The 14927-nt window shown below is 51.5% G+C and carries 14 protein-coding genes; all 14 read right to left on the bottom strand.

Translation table 11 applies throughout. The annotated features are described in order from the left end of the window. Nucleotides 1-3 precede the first annotated feature (3 nt). Genes WC317_03175 through WC317_03110 form a run of 14 tightly spaced genes read right to left on the bottom strand, consistent with a single transcriptional unit; the run spans nucleotide 4 to nucleotide 14925 of the window. Nucleotides 4-804 carry a hypothetical protein gene (locus tag WC317_03175; protein MFA5339136.1) on the bottom strand — a complete coding sequence of 267 codons (801 nt, stop codon included), beginning with the start codon at nucleotides 802-804 and terminating at the stop codon, nucleotides 4-6. A 10-nt stretch (nucleotides 805-814) separates the two neighbouring features. Beyond that, nucleotides 815-1432 (bottom strand): DapH/DapD/GlmU-related protein, encoded by a 618-nt coding sequence (locus WC317_03170; protein ID MFA5339135.1) that lies wholly within the window; start codon nucleotides 1430-1432, stop codon nucleotides 815-817. Continuing rightward, nucleotides 1429-2421 carry a class I SAM-dependent methyltransferase gene (locus WC317_03165; GenBank protein ID MFA5339134.1) on the bottom strand — a complete coding sequence of 331 codons (993 nt, stop codon included), beginning with the start codon at nucleotides 2419-2421 and terminating at the stop codon, nucleotides 1429-1431. Before WC317_03165 ends, WC317_03170 begins: the two co-directional genes overlap by 4 nt. A gap of 10 nt (nucleotides 2422-2431) precedes the next feature. Then, nucleotides 2432-3199, bottom strand: coding sequence for a 3-deoxy-manno-octulosonate cytidylyltransferase (kdsB, locus tag WC317_03160; GenBank protein MFA5339133.1), 768 nt, complete (start codon nucleotides 3197-3199; stop codon nucleotides 2432-2434). Nucleotides 3200-3213: 14 nt separating this feature from the next. After that, nucleotides 3214-3969 carry an aldolase/citrate lyase family protein gene (locus WC317_03155; protein MFA5339132.1) on the bottom strand — a complete coding sequence of 252 codons (756 nt, stop codon included), beginning with the start codon at nucleotides 3967-3969 and terminating at the stop codon, nucleotides 3214-3216. Beyond that, nucleotides 3962-5788 (bottom strand): ABC transporter ATP-binding protein, encoded by a 1827-nt coding sequence (locus WC317_03150; protein MFA5339131.1) that lies wholly within the window; start codon nucleotides 5786-5788, stop codon nucleotides 3962-3964. Before WC317_03150 ends, WC317_03155 begins: the two co-directional genes overlap by 8 nt. Before the next feature lie 19 nt (nucleotides 5789-5807). Beyond that, nucleotides 5808-7670, bottom strand: a complete 1863-nt coding sequence (locus WC317_03145) for a hypothetical protein (protein MFA5339130.1) — start codon at nucleotides 7668-7670, stop codon at nucleotides 5808-5810. Next, nucleotides 7667-8998 (bottom strand): amidase, encoded by a 1332-nt coding sequence (locus WC317_03140; GenBank protein ID MFA5339129.1) that lies wholly within the window; start codon nucleotides 8996-8998, stop codon nucleotides 7667-7669. The genes WC317_03145 and WC317_03140 overlap by 4 nt, the downstream gene beginning before the upstream one ends. 17 nt (nucleotides 8999-9015) lie before the next feature. Next, nucleotides 9016-10167, bottom strand: coding sequence for an N-acetyl sugar amidotransferase (locus WC317_03135; protein ID MFA5339128.1), 1152 nt, complete (start codon nucleotides 10165-10167; stop codon nucleotides 9016-9018). 6 nt (nucleotides 10168-10173) lie between these two features. Continuing rightward, nucleotides 10174-10731: a GNAT family protein gene (locus tag WC317_03130; protein ID MFA5339127.1), complete on the bottom strand. Its 558-nt coding sequence runs from the start codon at nucleotides 10729-10731 to the stop codon at nucleotides 10174-10176. After that, nucleotides 10728-12050, bottom strand: a complete 1323-nt coding sequence (locus WC317_03125) for a DegT/DnrJ/EryC1/StrS family aminotransferase (protein MFA5339126.1) — start codon at nucleotides 12048-12050, stop codon at nucleotides 10728-10730. Before WC317_03125 ends, WC317_03130 begins: the two co-directional genes overlap by 4 nt. Further along, the gene (locus WC317_03120; GenBank protein ID MFA5339125.1) at nucleotides 12047-13153 is read right to left on the bottom strand and encodes a hypothetical protein; all 1107 of its coding nucleotides are present in this window, start codon (nucleotides 13151-13153) and stop codon (nucleotides 12047-12049) included. The genes WC317_03125 and WC317_03120 overlap by 4 nt, the downstream gene beginning before the upstream one ends. A 34-nt stretch (nucleotides 13154-13187) precedes the next feature. After that, the gene (locus tag WC317_03115) at nucleotides 13188-14150 is read right to left on the bottom strand and encodes a Gfo/Idh/MocA family oxidoreductase (protein MFA5339124.1); all 963 of its coding nucleotides are present in this window, start codon (nucleotides 14148-14150) and stop codon (nucleotides 13188-13190) included. Nucleotide 14151: 1 nt separating this feature from the next. Then, complete coding sequence (locus WC317_03110; GenBank protein MFA5339123.1) at nucleotides 14152-14925, bottom strand: hypothetical protein; 774 nt, start codon at nucleotides 14923-14925, stop codon at nucleotides 14152-14154. Between the last annotated feature and the right edge of the window lie 2 nt (nucleotides 14926-14927).

Below are 14927 nucleotides of genomic sequence, written 5' to 3'. Positions count from 1 at the left end.
TTTTTAGGCCGGGCGCTCCATATCGGCAAACGCTTCTTTGATCGCTTTATAGACCATCATGTGCCCTAACCGGGTATAATGGACACCGTCGCAAGAAAGCATTTCCGGTTTGAAAGTCGATCCTTTAAGCGGGTCAACGAATTTTATCCTGCCGCTCCTCCTGCAAATATCGGTTAAAAACCTGTTGGAATCCTTTAGTTTCGCAAAAAATTCTTTCGGCCGTTCTCTTTTGATCTTGATTCTCGGGCTTACCTCTAAAGTGCCCATGAGTACCGTGTTTTTCGAATGGCGTTCGATGCAATCTACTATCTTTTTTTTGAAGCCCTCTTGGTTAAAATTTACGGAGTAGAGGTTTTCGCTTTCGCCGCTCGATAACCGGTATTTGCTCAATTTCTCTGTCCGGAACCGGGTTTTATTGAAGTAGAGGGCCTTCTGGTCCAGTATATCGTTTATTATCCCGATCTTTTTCGGAGTAAAGTCGACGAGCCCGATCTCGGTGATCAAGTGTTTAAAATACAGCTTGTTCGACTTCAGGAAATTCACCAGGGTCAAAAAGACCGTGCATTCCTTGGGACGGACCACAAGCATTACTGACATCTTCTTGTCCTTAAGATAACGGAACATCTTCATGCTCCAACTGTCATTAACGGATTTGATGTTGGAACTCCTTGAATCGGAAAATATCAATACGTCTATCTTGCCTGCTTCCGGAAGGTTGCAGCATCTGAATACAAAGTCCCTGTTCGGGTTATCCCTGCCCGGCCCGAATTTCAGCCCTGCCTGTTTTTTCCCGCTTTTTGCCATTTCCAGTATCTCAGCCCCTGCAATCCGCCTTTATTACCTTGGCGGGAACCCCGCAAGCCAGGGCCCCCGGCGGTATATCGCGGTTCACGACTGCGCCGGCGCCTATGACGGCTCCTTTACCTATAGTCACATTGCGCAGCACTACCGCATTTGCGCCTATCCAGACATCATCCTCCACGACTATCCTGCCTCCGGTATGGCCCTGTTTGTTGATAGGGATATCCTTGCGTCCGTATATGTGGTTGCTCGCGCGAAGGACGACATTCGGCCCGATCGCCACGTTGTCGCCCAGGATTATTTCGCCGTCGTTCGCGGCCCCTATTATCACGTTGCTGTTCATGTTGACCCCGTTGCCGATCTTGATGGTCCCGTTATCATTGGCATAAAGGCAGCAGTTGTGCATTATATTCACGCGATCGCCCATAGTGATGCCTTTCGGGTTCGTGACCCTGCAACCGTATGAAATAATGAAAGAACGGCACCGGAGGAATTGCGGCGACCAGTATAAGCGCCGCGCCAATATCCCTATCCTTCCCGGCAGATAAGCGATAAACAGCCTCTCGAACCACTCCCTGCACTCGCCGGCTACCGTTCCTGCAGCGCGTTTCATATTTCCTATCAAGCTCATGACAAGGGCCCTTTCTTCCTGGCTATTATACGCATATGGGAACTGAGATTGTTACTTGCTATCCAATCCTGCAACCCTTCCTTGCACCCGTTAGTGCCGGAATGTGCTACCATCTCCCATAGCCTGCCGACTTTTACGCCTTCATCCTTTATCATCCCTTCGACTATATCCCAGTCAAGCTTGCCCGGCGTCGAGACCTCTTCCGCCTCGAAACCGATACTCTCCATCAAATATTTCAATGAATGGGGATTGAAGAAATTAAGGTGGTGGGGCGGCGAAATGCTCTTTGACTTTTCCCATAACAGCAGTATGTCAAAGCCCATCCCGTTCAAAGTGGTCGCGAACAGCCGTCCGCCCGGCTTCAGGAGGGAGTGGGCCTTTTTGAAAAAAGAATGCGGGTCGTGGAGGTGCTCGGCCAGTTCAAAAATACTGAGCGCGTCGAATGCGCCGTCCATCCCGGTTATATCTTCCATGCATGCGCATTCCACCTCAAGGCCGTTCTTTTTGCAGATATCCGCCATTTCTAATGACGGCTCCACCGCAATATACCTGTTGCCGGGGGCGATATTCCTTAACTCTTCAAGGAATATCCCGAACCCGGCCCCTATATCCCCTATGACAAGTCCCCCGCTTTTACCGAGCATCTTGCTCAGATATTCCGCCCTCGGCCTGAATATCTTTTCCCTCCTGGCCGCGGCGACCGGCTTAAAGAACTCATTCACCCAATAACTCGTCGAAGGCGAGTTTGAGTAAAATTCCTTCAATTTATTGAACGGCGGCCTTGGATTGACGAACAGGGTAGAACATTTTTTGCATGATACATACTTGAAACCCGCCTTTTCAAACTCGAAGGCGTGCTCCGCGCCGCCGCAGGACGGGCAGCCGACCGCGGTAAACGAAGCCGGGTCAAAGAATTCCCGCGCGTCTTTTTCAACCAGCTCAAGATACCTGTTGAATGTACTGCGTTTTCTTATATCGTTTTCTTTCATGACATTCCGCCTAACGGTACCCCTTCATCAAACGGTCCTTAAGCATCAAATTCTCGACCTTGCGGAGGTCTTCTTCGGTATCCACGCTGTATGTGTCGTATTTCGTCCGGACCATCTTTACCTTATAGCCGTGCTCCAGGACCCTGAGCATGTCTACGGATTCCACGACCTCGAGCGGCGTCATCTTCAGCTTATTGAACTTGATAAGGAAATCCCTCCTGAAAGGGATTATGCAGACCTGCTTATACATCGGGACCTCCTTTGCGCCTTTCTTCCAGGACGGGATAGGCTCACGCGAAAAATACAGGGCGGAACTTTCCAGGTCCGTCACCACTTTTACCGCATTCGGGTCTCCCTGCTCTTCCTGCGATTTCAGGGGCGCCATAAGGTTGACTATCTGGACGTCCTTATCCTTCAGCATCGGCCTTATCGATTCCTGGATCATCTCGGGATAGATCATGGGCTCATCGCCCTGTATCATGACCACTATGTCCAGCCTCTTCCCGGTCTTCTTCTCTATCTTCAGCATAGCTTCCGCCGTCCTGTCGGATGCGCGCTCGTGCGTATCCTTTGTCATGACCGCATTCATGCCGTTTTTTTCGCAATACTCCTTTATCTCCTCATCGCATGTGGCGATATATACGTCCTTAAGGGACTTCGCCAGCTTGCTCCTTAGGTATACATGGCCCACCATCGGGATGCCGCAGATCCTGGCCATCGGTTTACCCGGAAAGCGCGATGATGCCATGCGGGCCGGGATGATACCTGCGATATTGATATTATGTCTTTTGTTCACCTCAGGTCTCCTGTCACTTCAAGGCATTTCCTGCCTAGATACAGGGAATCCAGCCCTACCGCCAGGAATTTATAGCCCTTTTGCTTCAATTCCTTGGCCCTTTTTATATCCGGCTCTACCACATGGAATCCCATCGGCTTCTTCATCTTCCTGCAAACAGCTTCATAACGCTGAACCGCCTTTATTACTTCCGGCCTGTCAAATTTACCCGGATATCCGATAGATCCGGAGAGGTCGTACGGCCCTATTATCGAGCCGTCGATCCCTTCAACGCCGAAGATCTCTTCCAGGTTTTCAATGCCTTCTATGTGCTCTATCTGGGCTATTACCATGCTCCGGTCCTGCAGCCATTTCTTGTAACGTTCGAACCCGAAGCCATATCCCTGGGCCCTTGCCAGTCCGACGCCCCTTGTCCCTTTCGGCGGATATTTTACAGCTTTTACGGCCTTTACGGCGTCAAGCCTGGTATTTACCATAGGCACAACAACGCCATGGGCGCCCGCATCCATCACTCTTTTTATAAGGCATGGGTCATTTTCCCCCACCCGGACAAGAGGGACAACCCCGGACAACTCAATGGTCCGGATCAATTCCTGCGCCTCAGGCAAAGTTATGGCGGAGTGTTCCATGTCCACAACAAGCCAGTCGAAGCCCGCCCTTGCCATTATCTCGGCGACGGCGGTATCCCCGATAGTGATCCAGGAACCTACGCTGTATTCATTCCTTCCCAATTTCTTTTTCAGGTCAACCATTATCGCCTCCCTCTGATTTTTGCCTCGCTATCCTTTTGAATGCCTCGGATCCTTTAGAGAGGTCCGAAAAAGTCCCTTCATCGACGATTTTCCCGCCGTCAATGACATAAATATGGTCGGCGTGCTCAAGCGTATGCAGCCGGTGCGTAACTATGATGACCGTCATCTTCCTTCCGAGATTTTTCAGCGCATTATACACCTTCGCCTCGGTATTGCCGTCCAGCGCCGATGTGGCCTCGTCGAGGATCAGTATCTCGGGGTCCCTGTAGAGCGCCCTCGCGATGCCTATCCGCTGCTTTTGGCCTCCCGATATCCGCACACCTTTTTCGCCGACATGGGTATCGACCCCTGCGGGCAATTCTTTCACGAAATCTTCGAGCTGGGAGACCCTAATGACCTGCCGCAGTTTCTCAGCATCGACCTTTTCGGAGGGGACCCCGAAAGCTATATTTGACGAGATACTCTCATCGGTAAGGAATATATTCTGGGGGATATACCCTATAGACCGGCGGTATTGCAGCATATTGCCCTTGTCAAGCGCCTGGTCACGGTAAAAGACCTTGCCCTGGTCTGCGCCCAATAGCCCCACTATTATATCTATCAGGGTGCTCTTGCCGGCGCCTGTCTCGCCTGCTATAGCTACCGTGCTGCCCATGGGAATGGAAATATCCAACCCTTTAAAGATGGGCGCTGCTGCCGCCTTGTAGCGGAACGTGACATTATCCAGCCGCAAGGTCCCGGCCCCCTGCCCGCCTTGCAGGCCCGTACCCCCGGCAGGTACAGCATCATAATCTTCGACTTCCTCCTTGAGTATCTTATGCACTATATTCATGCTGTTGAACCCGTATTGGAGATAGCTGATGCTCGCATATATCTTGGTAAACGAAGGAAGAAGCCTTAATGCCGCTACCGCGAGAACGGCCAACACCGGGATTACTTCCGCGGGCGTCTTCTGCATGTAGGAACTGGCCAATATCATGACGAGGATAAAAGCGAACAGTATGAGCTCGAATATGTAACGCGGCAACCCCGAAAGGACCGAGAACTTGACGAATCCCTCCGCGTATTTCCTGGTCGCGTCATGATATTTTGATATGAAAAACTGCTGGGCATTATAAAGCTTTATCTCCTTGATCGCGCCCAGGGATTCCAGCGCGATCTTGAACATCTTTTCGTTGAATACCTCCCTCTGGCGCGCATAAGCGTTTATGCGCTTCTTGAAGAAAGTGTTTACACATACGGTAGCAATGCCGGCGACGGAAACAAGTATCACCATCAGCAGCGGGTACAGGGCTAACAGGAAGAGAGATATGCCGGTAATGATTATAGCTTCCGAGATTATCGAGACCACAGGGTTTAAGAAATAATATACGAAATTCGAGACCTCCGTGGAGACGTTCTTAAAAAGCACCGCCGAATTACTGTCAAGATAAAATGCATAGGGCTTGGTCAGATATGCCTTCAAGGTATCCCTGCTAAGGCGGGAATATATCCTCCCCATCGACTCCTGCTGGTAGTAGAGCATTGCGGCAGAATAGACGGACTTGAACAAGAATATCAGGAATGCGGCGGCGATCAGCATGGCCAGGAAAGACGCCTCGTTCTTCGCTCCTGACATGACATAAAGGTCCGACAGTATCTTTGAAGAATGTATCTTCTCCGGAGCAAGAAAGAGGCCCAGCACCGGTATTATGATCCCTATGCTGAATATCTCCGATACCGATAATATGCATGCGCCGAGCGACAAGATAAAAAGTTTTAACTTCTCATCTTTGGTCAGCATCGCCCTGACCTTAGTCAACGATCCTATCTTTGGCATATACCCCCTGCGGTGACCATTACTTGCACAGGTACTCGACTATACGGCTGCCGGCCATCCCGTCGAGCGTCCCCATGTACTTGTTTGCGTGTTTTTCAAGGAAATCCTTCAGGAACAGGTTAAGTTTTTCCGCGTTACCCAGGTTTTCCGTTATGATGCGCATCAATTCTTTTCCGGTCGATACCCTTATCACCTCTTCTCCGTTGGTCCCGTTGAGCGGCGGGAGCAGGGTTTCGGGGTTGAAATAAGGCTCGAGGAAGACTGTCGGCACGCCCGCTGCCTGCGATTCATAAAAACAACTGGTCACGTTGGAGACGACCAGGTCCATATCATACACGACGCTGGAGAAAGGCGCGTCTTCAATATATACGAACTTCGACTCATCCACCTTGAAAAAATCAAAAAGATATTTAAAATACTTTTTTTCATAACCCGGGTGGGGCTTGAAATAGACCTTCACATTACGGGAATTGAGCTCGTCGAATATCGAGAAGATCTCCTCGTAATACTTTTCCTGGTAAGCGAACCGGTCCAAGTGGCTGTAAAAACCGTCCTCAAAGCTCAGGAACATTACGCTCTTGATCGAACTTACATGTTTGATCTTGTCGGGGGTATAAATATCCAAAGACGGGTTTCCCAGCGCGACGTACCGGCTCGTGCCCGTGCCCTGCGAACGGTAGTAACCGGTAAAGAATTCTCCGGAACAGATGACCAGGTCGGACCTGCCCCTGTCGCATACCCTTTGGGCGTGGTTGCTCCCCTGGATGCCGTGGTCTACCCATACGGACTCGATGCCCGCCGACCTGCATGCGGCAATGACCGCCTGGAATTGTTCGTCGATCTCTTCAAATATTATTATCTTCGAGATACCGAACTGCCTTACCGCTTTTCGCACCTTTCCCGTATACTCCATTAAACCGGGTATCACGCTGCATACCAGGTCCTTGACCGCCGGGTAATATAAGAAATGGTAGTCTAAGCCGTTGAAGACAAAAAAACCGTCGAGATATGCGCCCGCTCCTTCAACAAGGTATTTATTTTCGATCGACTCCAGAAAGCGTCTTTCATCTTTATCGAGATTATACGAAACATCGTCGAACTGGAGAAAACGCGGATTCAGGAACCGGCGCGGGTTTAATACGTTCGAGCCGGACCCGCTTACTATGAACTTATCCGTCATGTGCCCCAGGATGCTGTTTATATTAAAATAAGAAAAGAAATATGTGTTACCGCGTGACCCCGATAGCGCGCTAATGAGGGCACCGGCTTCCATCAACATGCCTTTTACGGCGTCTTTTAGGCTTCGTATCGGCGTTTTACGGCTGCCGGCCTGCTTAAAAGATACGCATAAGGATGGAATGGGAGTAACCGGGGCGATCGGAACGCATTCGCGTTTCAGCTGCCTGCACACCTGCTCGACAAGGCGCACTTTATTAAAGAACCTTCCCTTGTCATCGCCGCGAAGATAGAAACTGTTATTTGAAACAGAAAGATCAAAATAGACCTTTTCCGCTTCCGGCCAACGCTCTATCCCTTTCCGGACGGCTTCACCGTACTTCAGCAGGACCGTTAACATGTATTTACGCGAAAATGTGATCCTTACCATATCCCCGTAAGATATCCCCCGGGAGACGGAATGGTCTGTTCCGTCCCTCCGATACCAATCAAGGGCAAAATGGTCCGTGGCCGAATGGAGCGACTTATAATCAGCCTGGGTGAACAGGTCTTCGATAAAATAAAAAATATGTTTCCCGCCTTCTCTCTTCAGCCGCAGGTAGGCCAGGTAGTTGAAGCATACCGTCACGTCACTGCCCTCGCGATACGCCGCGGACCCTTTGAAGAAATCGATGGTGCGGTCATTTTCGATAAGGAACAAGTTCATCCGGCTGCGCGACCGTCTTTTTTGGCAAGGAAATTTTTTGCGATATGGAGCATCTTATAATCATCATATTTTTTCGCCGCGACCTGCAGGCCGAAAGGCATGCCGTTCGGGCCGGTGAATGCCGGCATGTTCAAGACAGGGTAACCGAGGAATGTCCAGATCAGGCAGGTATCCGGCTTCTCCCTCTCATCGATAAGAGGAGGTTCTCCGGAAGTGGACAGTGTCAGCACGGCATCGTATCCCGCCAGTTCCTTTCCTATCCTTGCGCTGATCCGGACCTGCTCTCCTAACGCATCGGCATATTCGGCGCCTGTGATCCGGTTGCCCCGCTCTATTATTTCATACATCAGTTCACTGATAAGCGTGTGCTGTTTAAACTCATCCTTAAAATAATAGGACAGTGTCTTGTCGTATATCGTCGAGTGGATGTCATGTATCTTATTAAAATCGGCGGAGGGCTTGATCTTGACAAGCTCGACCTGCCTCTTACCCTTCAGGCCGCGGATATACGAATCGAACGCATCCATCGCGTATTTTTCAAACTTTTTAAAAACATGTATCCCGCCGGAAATGAAACCGACTTTGATTCTTTTGGGAAGTCTTTTTGGGGAATACCTGTCAAGGGTCGCGTTGACGAAAGGATAATTGCTCCCTCTTACCCTGATGACGTCAAAAAGCAGCTTGACGTCATCGACGGTCCTGGCCAATAATCCTACTGTATCCAATGAATCCGTCGTCTTGAGCATGGCCGTCCTCGGGACCGTCCCGAACGTCGGCTTAAAACCGTATATCCCGCAATAGCTCGCCGGCCTTATTATAGAACCTGCGGTCTGGGTGCCTAACGCTAACGGCACCATATACGAAGCGACAGCCGCGGCCGAGCCGCTCGATGAAGTGCCGGGGGAATAACGGGGATCGTGCGGGTTCACCGTTTTATTCTTAGGCAGGTAATGGACTGCGAACTCGGCGCTGACGGTCTTGCCGAGCACCAAGCCGTCCTGCATGCGGATAGAATGGACCACCCTTGCGTCGTTGCCGGGCGTAAAACCCTTCCATAAGGGGCTCCCCATCGCGGTAGGCATGTCGCTGGTATTGAATATATCCTTCACTCCTACCGGGACGCCGGCCAATGACCCCAATTCCTTCTTCTTGTCGAGGCGCTTCGCATGCCTTATTGCCGATTCCGGGTCTATATATTCCCAGGCCTTGACTACCGGGTCTTTTGCCGAGACCGCTTCCAGGCAGTCGCGGCAGGCCTCTTCGACGCTCACTTTTTTACTCTTGATTTTCTTGATCAGCTCTGTCGCAGAAAGAAGGTTTAATTTCATATTTTTACCTTTGCGTATCACGGGAGCAGCTTCGCTTTTTTGCCGCGCTTATCTTTTAGTATCTTCTCGAACTCCTTTTCGCTGTAACCCGTTATTTTAAGATAGTAATCGAGAGATTTCGAAGGCCTTTGGGCGTCATGCTTCTTAGCCAGCTCAAAACCTTCCTCCCGAGTCAATAGCCCGGTGCGGACGTCGATCGAGGCGTGGTCGGTGCCCCTGCCGAATCCCCTCTTGATGAATTTGGAATAATCGTGCATCCCTGCCATCCTGCATTCGGCGCTTTTGTATCCCTTGTAAGTCCCCTCGATCTTATCTTCGCGCCAGCCGAAATTATCGCGGACGAACTCTGTCTGTCTTTCGTCGTCCCAGAACATGTAGTCCCCAAGGTAGATACCTACGATGCCCGCCTTCTCAACCTCTTCTTTTGAAGGAAGGACATACCCGAGGACATCGCTTAAGGATATATTTTTGTCTACCACCTCTTCAGCGTAGTATCTTGCCGATATCTTGGTGAAATAATCGCGGTCATACGGGATGGGATCGAAATACGTTGCGCGGCCGTGATTCTCCCCGCCCGGCTCGCCCCATACCAGCAGCTTTATTTTGTATTTCACCGCTATCTGCAAAGGGAACGCCCCCACGCCGGCATGGCAATGCCAGCACGTGTCCCCTATCAGCTGCAGGGATTTCTTCGCCAGTTTATTTACCGCCGACCTTTTGGGCGTGAACATGATGTGGTCCACGTCAAATCTCTCTAGCGCGTTCTCGAGGTTATATTTGCCGGTCTCGCTGTACCAGTTATGGTTGAAGGTGACCGCCAAAGGGTTCAATTTGTATACCTGCGTCACAACATACAGCTGGAAGGTGCTGTCCTTTCCGCCGCTTATCGGGACGATACAGTCGTAATTGCTCCCGTCCTTTGAGCGGTATTTCTCGAGGATCTTCCTCAGCTTCGCCTCCCTCTCCTTCCAGTTTATGTGTATCTTCTGCTCGGATGAACGGCAGGGCTGGCAGATACCCATCTCGTCGAATGCCAGGCCTTCGGCCGTCTCCGGCATGCAGCAGCGGACACAGTACCTTATCTTCCCGTGAAAGAGCGGGTTGCCGTATCCGGCCTTTTTGGCCAACCGTTCGTAACGCGTCTGCTTAACGCGCTTTTTATCGCCCATTGCCCGTCACCTCGCCTTCTTTCTTCTCATATACTCATCACGCAATATGCCGTATTCTATGATATCCTGGTAGGCCCCGTTCTTTAAGAACGCCTGGCGCCTGCGGCCTTCTTTTTTCATCCCCATGTGGGCGGCCAGCCCTTGCATCGCGGTATTTTTCTCGTTGGTCCCGCAGTAGACCCTGTGTATATTAAGCGCCAGGAAGGCGTGCCGCAATAACAGGCCCGACGCTTCCTTGGCTATTCCCCTGCCCCAATACTTCTTTTCCCCGATGATTATGGCAAATTCCCCATTTCTCGCTATCCAATCGATCCCGTGCAACGCAATATTCCCGATATGCCGGTCGTTCTTTTTGGACACTATCGCAAGCACAAGGTCAGAGCCGCTGTTATTCACCCTGTCTATGTAACTTTTAGCCTTGGCGGCCGAGTTCGGGAAGCGCCCATGTGCGTTGTTACGGCACACTTCCTGGTCGTTAAGCCACTGCGGATAATTGCCTTTAACGTCGCCCTTTTCAATAGCTCTGAGATATATCTGTTTTCCTTCCAAAAATACGGATCTCATGCACCACTCCTTCTTTTTAATTCGGAACGGTTCTCCCAGACTTTTTCGAACGCGCTCACTACATCATCCAGGTCATTCTTCTTCATCCCGGCATGCATCAGGTCGTTTATAAAAAGTTCCGACCCGTACATGCGCTCTGCGACAGGACAGGTCCCTTTCGAATAATCGGCCTTACCTTTATAGAACTTCCTGCTAAACGGCAGGCCGGACCTGCCGTAGGCGATCCTCTTCTGGTACATCGGCTGCATATATAAGGGCCTCACGTATCCGCCCCATATGCGGACGCCGAGGTCTTCGGATTTTTCGGTAGGCGCAAGCTCGGCGCGGACCGCGTCGAGGAACAAGTCCCGCCCTACGCCTGCGGCCTCTTTATTGAATTTGAACGGTTGTATATAATACGCGTGCTCGCAATGCGGCCTCTTGGGCGGGATTACTATCGCCGGTACGGCGCCAAGCTTTGATTCCAGGTACCGGCAATTATCCTGCCGGGCGCCAAGCAGGCCCTTAAGCTTTTTCAGCTGGCATATGCTTACCGCCGCTTCAAGCTCGGTCATCCTGAAATTGTAGCCTACCATGTTCACGAGGTTTTTTTGTTTCTTGTCTCCTACGACCGCTTCGGCGTGGTTACGGATAAGCCGCACCCGGTCGGCCAATTCATCGTTGTCCGTGACTACTATACCGCCTTCCCCGCACTGGATATGCTTATGGCAATTCAAGGAGAATACGCCGATATCAGCCAGGGTCCCTGCATACTTTCCCCTGTATCTCGCGCCGGGGGCCTGGGCGGCATCCTCTATTACTGCCAACTTATGGCGCCGGGCTATCGCATTTATCCTGTCCGCGTCATAGGGCTGGCCGAATATATCGACAACTATTATAGCCCTGGTCCTGGGCGTTATGCGCTCTTCCACCGATACCGGGTCGAGGCAAAAGTAATCTTCCTCTATATCGGCAAAGACCGGGACGCCCTGAAAAACAACGGCCGCCGTGGCCGAGGCTGACATGGTATAGGGTGAAACTATCACTTCGTCCCCAAGGCTTATTCCCGCCGCGCCTGCCGCGCAATAAAGTCCCGACGTGCAGGAATTGACCGCAATAGCGTGCTTCACGCCGAAGTATTTTGCCCATTCACCTTCAAGCCGGCGCACCCCGGGACCGCCGAAAAAATACTTCTCATCCCATGATCCCAGGAATTCCGAAAGTACCCCGGAATCTATGACCCCGCAAAGCGCCTTCTTCTCTTCCTTTCCCACTGTCCTATAAAAAGGAAAAAGCCGCTTGCGGACCGGCTTTCCGCCGAAAATCGCCAATCTGCTCATCTTCGTCCCTTCCTGTTTAATTCTGCCTTCGCGATCCCGCAAAATGTCTTGAAAAAATTCTCCCGGGGCATCACATAGCGCTTCTGGGCAAGCCGCGCCCTCTTGACGAATTTTTCGTCGGTTAACAGGCTGCGAACCAGACCCGGGAATTGGGAATACGCGTTTGCCGAAGGGCAGTATCCTGCCATCTTCAAAAAAGGTATGCCCGGGATATCGACGCCCGGCAGGAAAGATGAGACAAGCCTGCCTCTCATCATCGCCTCGAACAAAGGCGTCGTATTCATGCCCCAGACATAGTCTGAGCTTGCTATCAGCTCGCTGGCATTATATTTTTTCTTCACCATCATGACGTTGATATCCCCGGCCAGCTTCTTTTTGGCTATCCGGCCGTAGCGCCTGTAAATATCCTCTTTCTCACCGTTAGGGTGGAACTTTATGATAAGGTTCAGGCTCTTGCCGTAACCGGCGGAAACCCTCGACAGCTCGCCCACTACCCGTTCAAAGATCTTAAATTGGTCGTATTCTACCGGCGGTTCGGTCGGCTCGGCAAGATATAATATTGTCTTTGTGTCCGGATCCAGCGACAACTGCCTTAGCATACGCTTTCTAATATTGCCAAGGCCTCTCAAAGGGGTTGTCGCCGATGAAAAATACGGGTTCCCTGTGCGGGCGATCCTTACCCGGTCGCCGAAATATTTGCGGCATAAACCTTCCGCTATTCCGTCGACCACGCAGATCCAGTCGGGGACGCAGGTCTCGCCGGTCTTAGAATAAATGAACCTCTTTTCGAAATTTGTCCACCAATCTATGAAAGATACGACCGGAACCCCGCAGGCCTTTCCGGCCTTTATATAATCCCTCTCGAGGTCATCGTTTATGCTCGTGCCGGTTACGATCAGGTCCGGCCTTTCGGCCCGGACAAAATCACATATGTATGGATAACCGCTGTGCGCCTGCCTGCGCGCGCTGGGTCCGGTGCCCGCTTCTACGGCCAGGCGAAATCCCGGCCCCCGGGCCGCTACGCAGACATTTGCGCCGAGCTTTTTCAACGGCCGGTACAAGAGCAGCACCGCCTGCGATGCGCCGGGGTCGCGGATAGCCATTATTATCTTTTTCCCATTTAAATCCATATGTTTCTTACGGCCTTCTTGCCTTGCGCCAGATCTCCGACGCCAGCCTGATTATTTCCATTTCATTCTTCATGGGCCCGTGGTCTATAGACTGCGCGCGGAAGGCCTTCACGATACCGGATACGGAATTTTTCATTGCCTTCGAGATCGTTGAAGGATAACCGCGGACAGCCGCCAACTCCCGGAAATCGGGATACAGATATGATCTCCTTGCCTTATAGATATCGACCTCGCACTGATCGCCTATCCTCACGCGCGCTTTTTTGTAAAACAGGTCCAGCTCAAGATATGGGTAGTCCTTCCCGTCCACCCAGCTGAAGAATACCGGTTTTCCGTCCTTCGTCTTCAAAAGAACTGAAGCGCCAAAATCGTCTTTATAAAACTTGACACCTGGCGCGACCAGCGAAAAATCCGGCTTGAGCCCGAACAACAGCAGGAGGTCGACAAAGTGGACCGCGTTTTGCAGGAAACCGCCGTAATAGACCGCCCGTCCGGCCTGGAGATCGCCGAATTCGCCCCCGGTTATGCGCCGCTTTACCCTGTTTATCGATTCATCCCAGCGACGGAGGTAATTTACGGCGATATTAGCGCCTTTCTTTTTCGCCAAATCTGTGAGTTCCGCGGTCTGTGAGATCTCGTAAGTCAGCGGTTTTTCCGCCAGTATATACCTGACCTCCGAATTCTCTAAGATCCATTTTATTATTTCATAGTGGGCCGATGTCGTAGCGCAGACGCTGACGACGTCAAGGCGCTCATTCCTGAGCATTTCCCTGTAATCCCTGTATGGGGTGACGCCCGGATAAACGCGGGCCATTTCACGCGCCCGGTCGAATATGATATCGCTGCAACAGACCAGTCTCGCAGACGGCTCATTAAAGTACGATTTGGCGTGCGTATTATAATGCGGCCCTTTTGGGCTGTCCCATTTAAACGCTATATTCCCGCAACCAATTATCCCTGCCCTGACCATGTTATTTTATACCTGTCCTGTTTATGGAACGGCCTTTTAAAGGCTCCAATATCCCGGGCTCATCATCCAGCAACTTGATGATGTCGCCGGTATCGAACAATTTGTTCACAGGGTAAAGCCGCCCGTATATCCTCCTCATGACCTCAAGGTCCGCCTCTGTATCGAGGGCAAGATGGATATCCGGCCGGTTAAATTTTGCCGGGGCCGGATACCGGTACGACGAAAATAACTCCGGGTGGCTTTTAATGAAATAATTTGTGTGCTCGAAATTATTGCTGTCCGAATTGTAAGGGGCGCGGCGCGCCGTCTCATGCGCCCTGGATAACGCGGAAAATCCGGCCACCTGCATATCTATGCCTACGGGATAAGAGTCCTCCAGGCAATTCGATACCAGGTCGTACGCATGATTGAAGAAGAAATCGACGCCTTCATCTATTAACGAAGGAGAGATACATGAGCAATCGCCGGTGACCAAAACAAGCGCCTCCGCGGCTGCGGCCGTCCCCGCTCCCACTACCCTTCCCAGGACATCCGTTTCGCTGCCCCGGTAGCATACGGCCCCGAACCTTTTCGCGATCGGCAGCAGCCGGTCGTCGCTGTCTTTTTCGGTCGTCGCTACTACCACCCCTTTGACATTTTTACACGCCAAAAGCCTTTCTATGACCGCCCCCAAAGCGGGAAGCCCCGGGTACAGGTCAAGCGCCATCTTTCCGGGAAGGCGCGTAGACCCCATCCTGGCCTCTATCACGGCGTATACCTCTTTCGCGGTTTTCATGG

The sequence above is a fragment of the Candidatus Omnitrophota bacterium genome, assembly GCA_041653595.1.
In the GTDB taxonomy this organism is placed as follows: Bacteria; Omnitrophota; Gorgyraeia; order Pluralincolimonadales; family Pluralincolimonadaceae; genus Pluralincolimonas.
This window is presented reverse-complemented; position numbering and strand designations above follow the sequence as displayed.

Coding starts and splice junctions, on each gene's coding strand:
- WC317_03175 (MFA5339136.1), bottom strand. CDS start 804: ATGGCAAAAAGCGGGAAAAAACAGGCAGGGCTGAAATTCGGGCCGGGC.
- WC317_03170 (MFA5339135.1), bottom strand. CDS start 1,432: ATGAGCTTGATAGGAAATATGAAACGCGCTGCAGGAACGGTAGCCGGC.
- WC317_03165 (MFA5339134.1), bottom strand. CDS start 2,421: ATGAAAGAAAACGATATAAGAAAACGCAGTACATTCAACAGGTATCTT.
- WC317_03155 (MFA5339132.1), bottom strand. CDS start 3,969: ATGGTTGACCTGAAAAAGAAATTGGGAAGGAATGAATACAGCGTAGGT.
- WC317_03150 (MFA5339131.1), bottom strand. CDS start 5,788: ATGCCAAAGATAGGATCGTTGACTAAGGTCAGGGCGATGCTGACCAAA.
- WC317_03145 (MFA5339130.1), bottom strand. CDS start 7,670: ATGAACTTGTTCCTTATCGAAAATGACCGCACCATCGATTTCTTCAAA.
- WC317_03140 (MFA5339129.1), bottom strand. CDS start 8,998: ATGAAATTAAACCTTCTTTCTGCGACAGAGCTGATCAAGAAAATCAAG.
- WC317_03135 (MFA5339128.1), bottom strand. CDS start 10,167: ATGGGCGATAAAAAGCGCGTTAAGCAGACGCGTTACGAACGGTTGGCC.
- WC317_03130 (MFA5339127.1), bottom strand. CDS start 10,731: ATGAGATCCGTATTTTTGGAAGGAAAACAGATATATCTCAGAGCTATT.
- WC317_03125 (MFA5339126.1), bottom strand. CDS start 12,050: ATGAGCAGATTGGCGATTTTCGGCGGAAAGCCGGTCCGCAAGCGGCTT.
- WC317_03120 (MFA5339125.1), bottom strand. CDS start 13,153: ATGGCTATCCGCGACCCCGGCGCATCGCAGGCGGTGCTGCTCTTGTAC.
- WC317_03115 (MFA5339124.1), bottom strand. CDS start 14,150: ATGGTCAGGGCAGGGATAATTGGTTGCGGGAATATAGCGTTTAAATGG.
- WC317_03110 (MFA5339123.1), bottom strand. CDS start 14,925: ATGAAAACCGCGAAAGAGGTATACGCCGTGATAGAGGCCAGGATGGGG.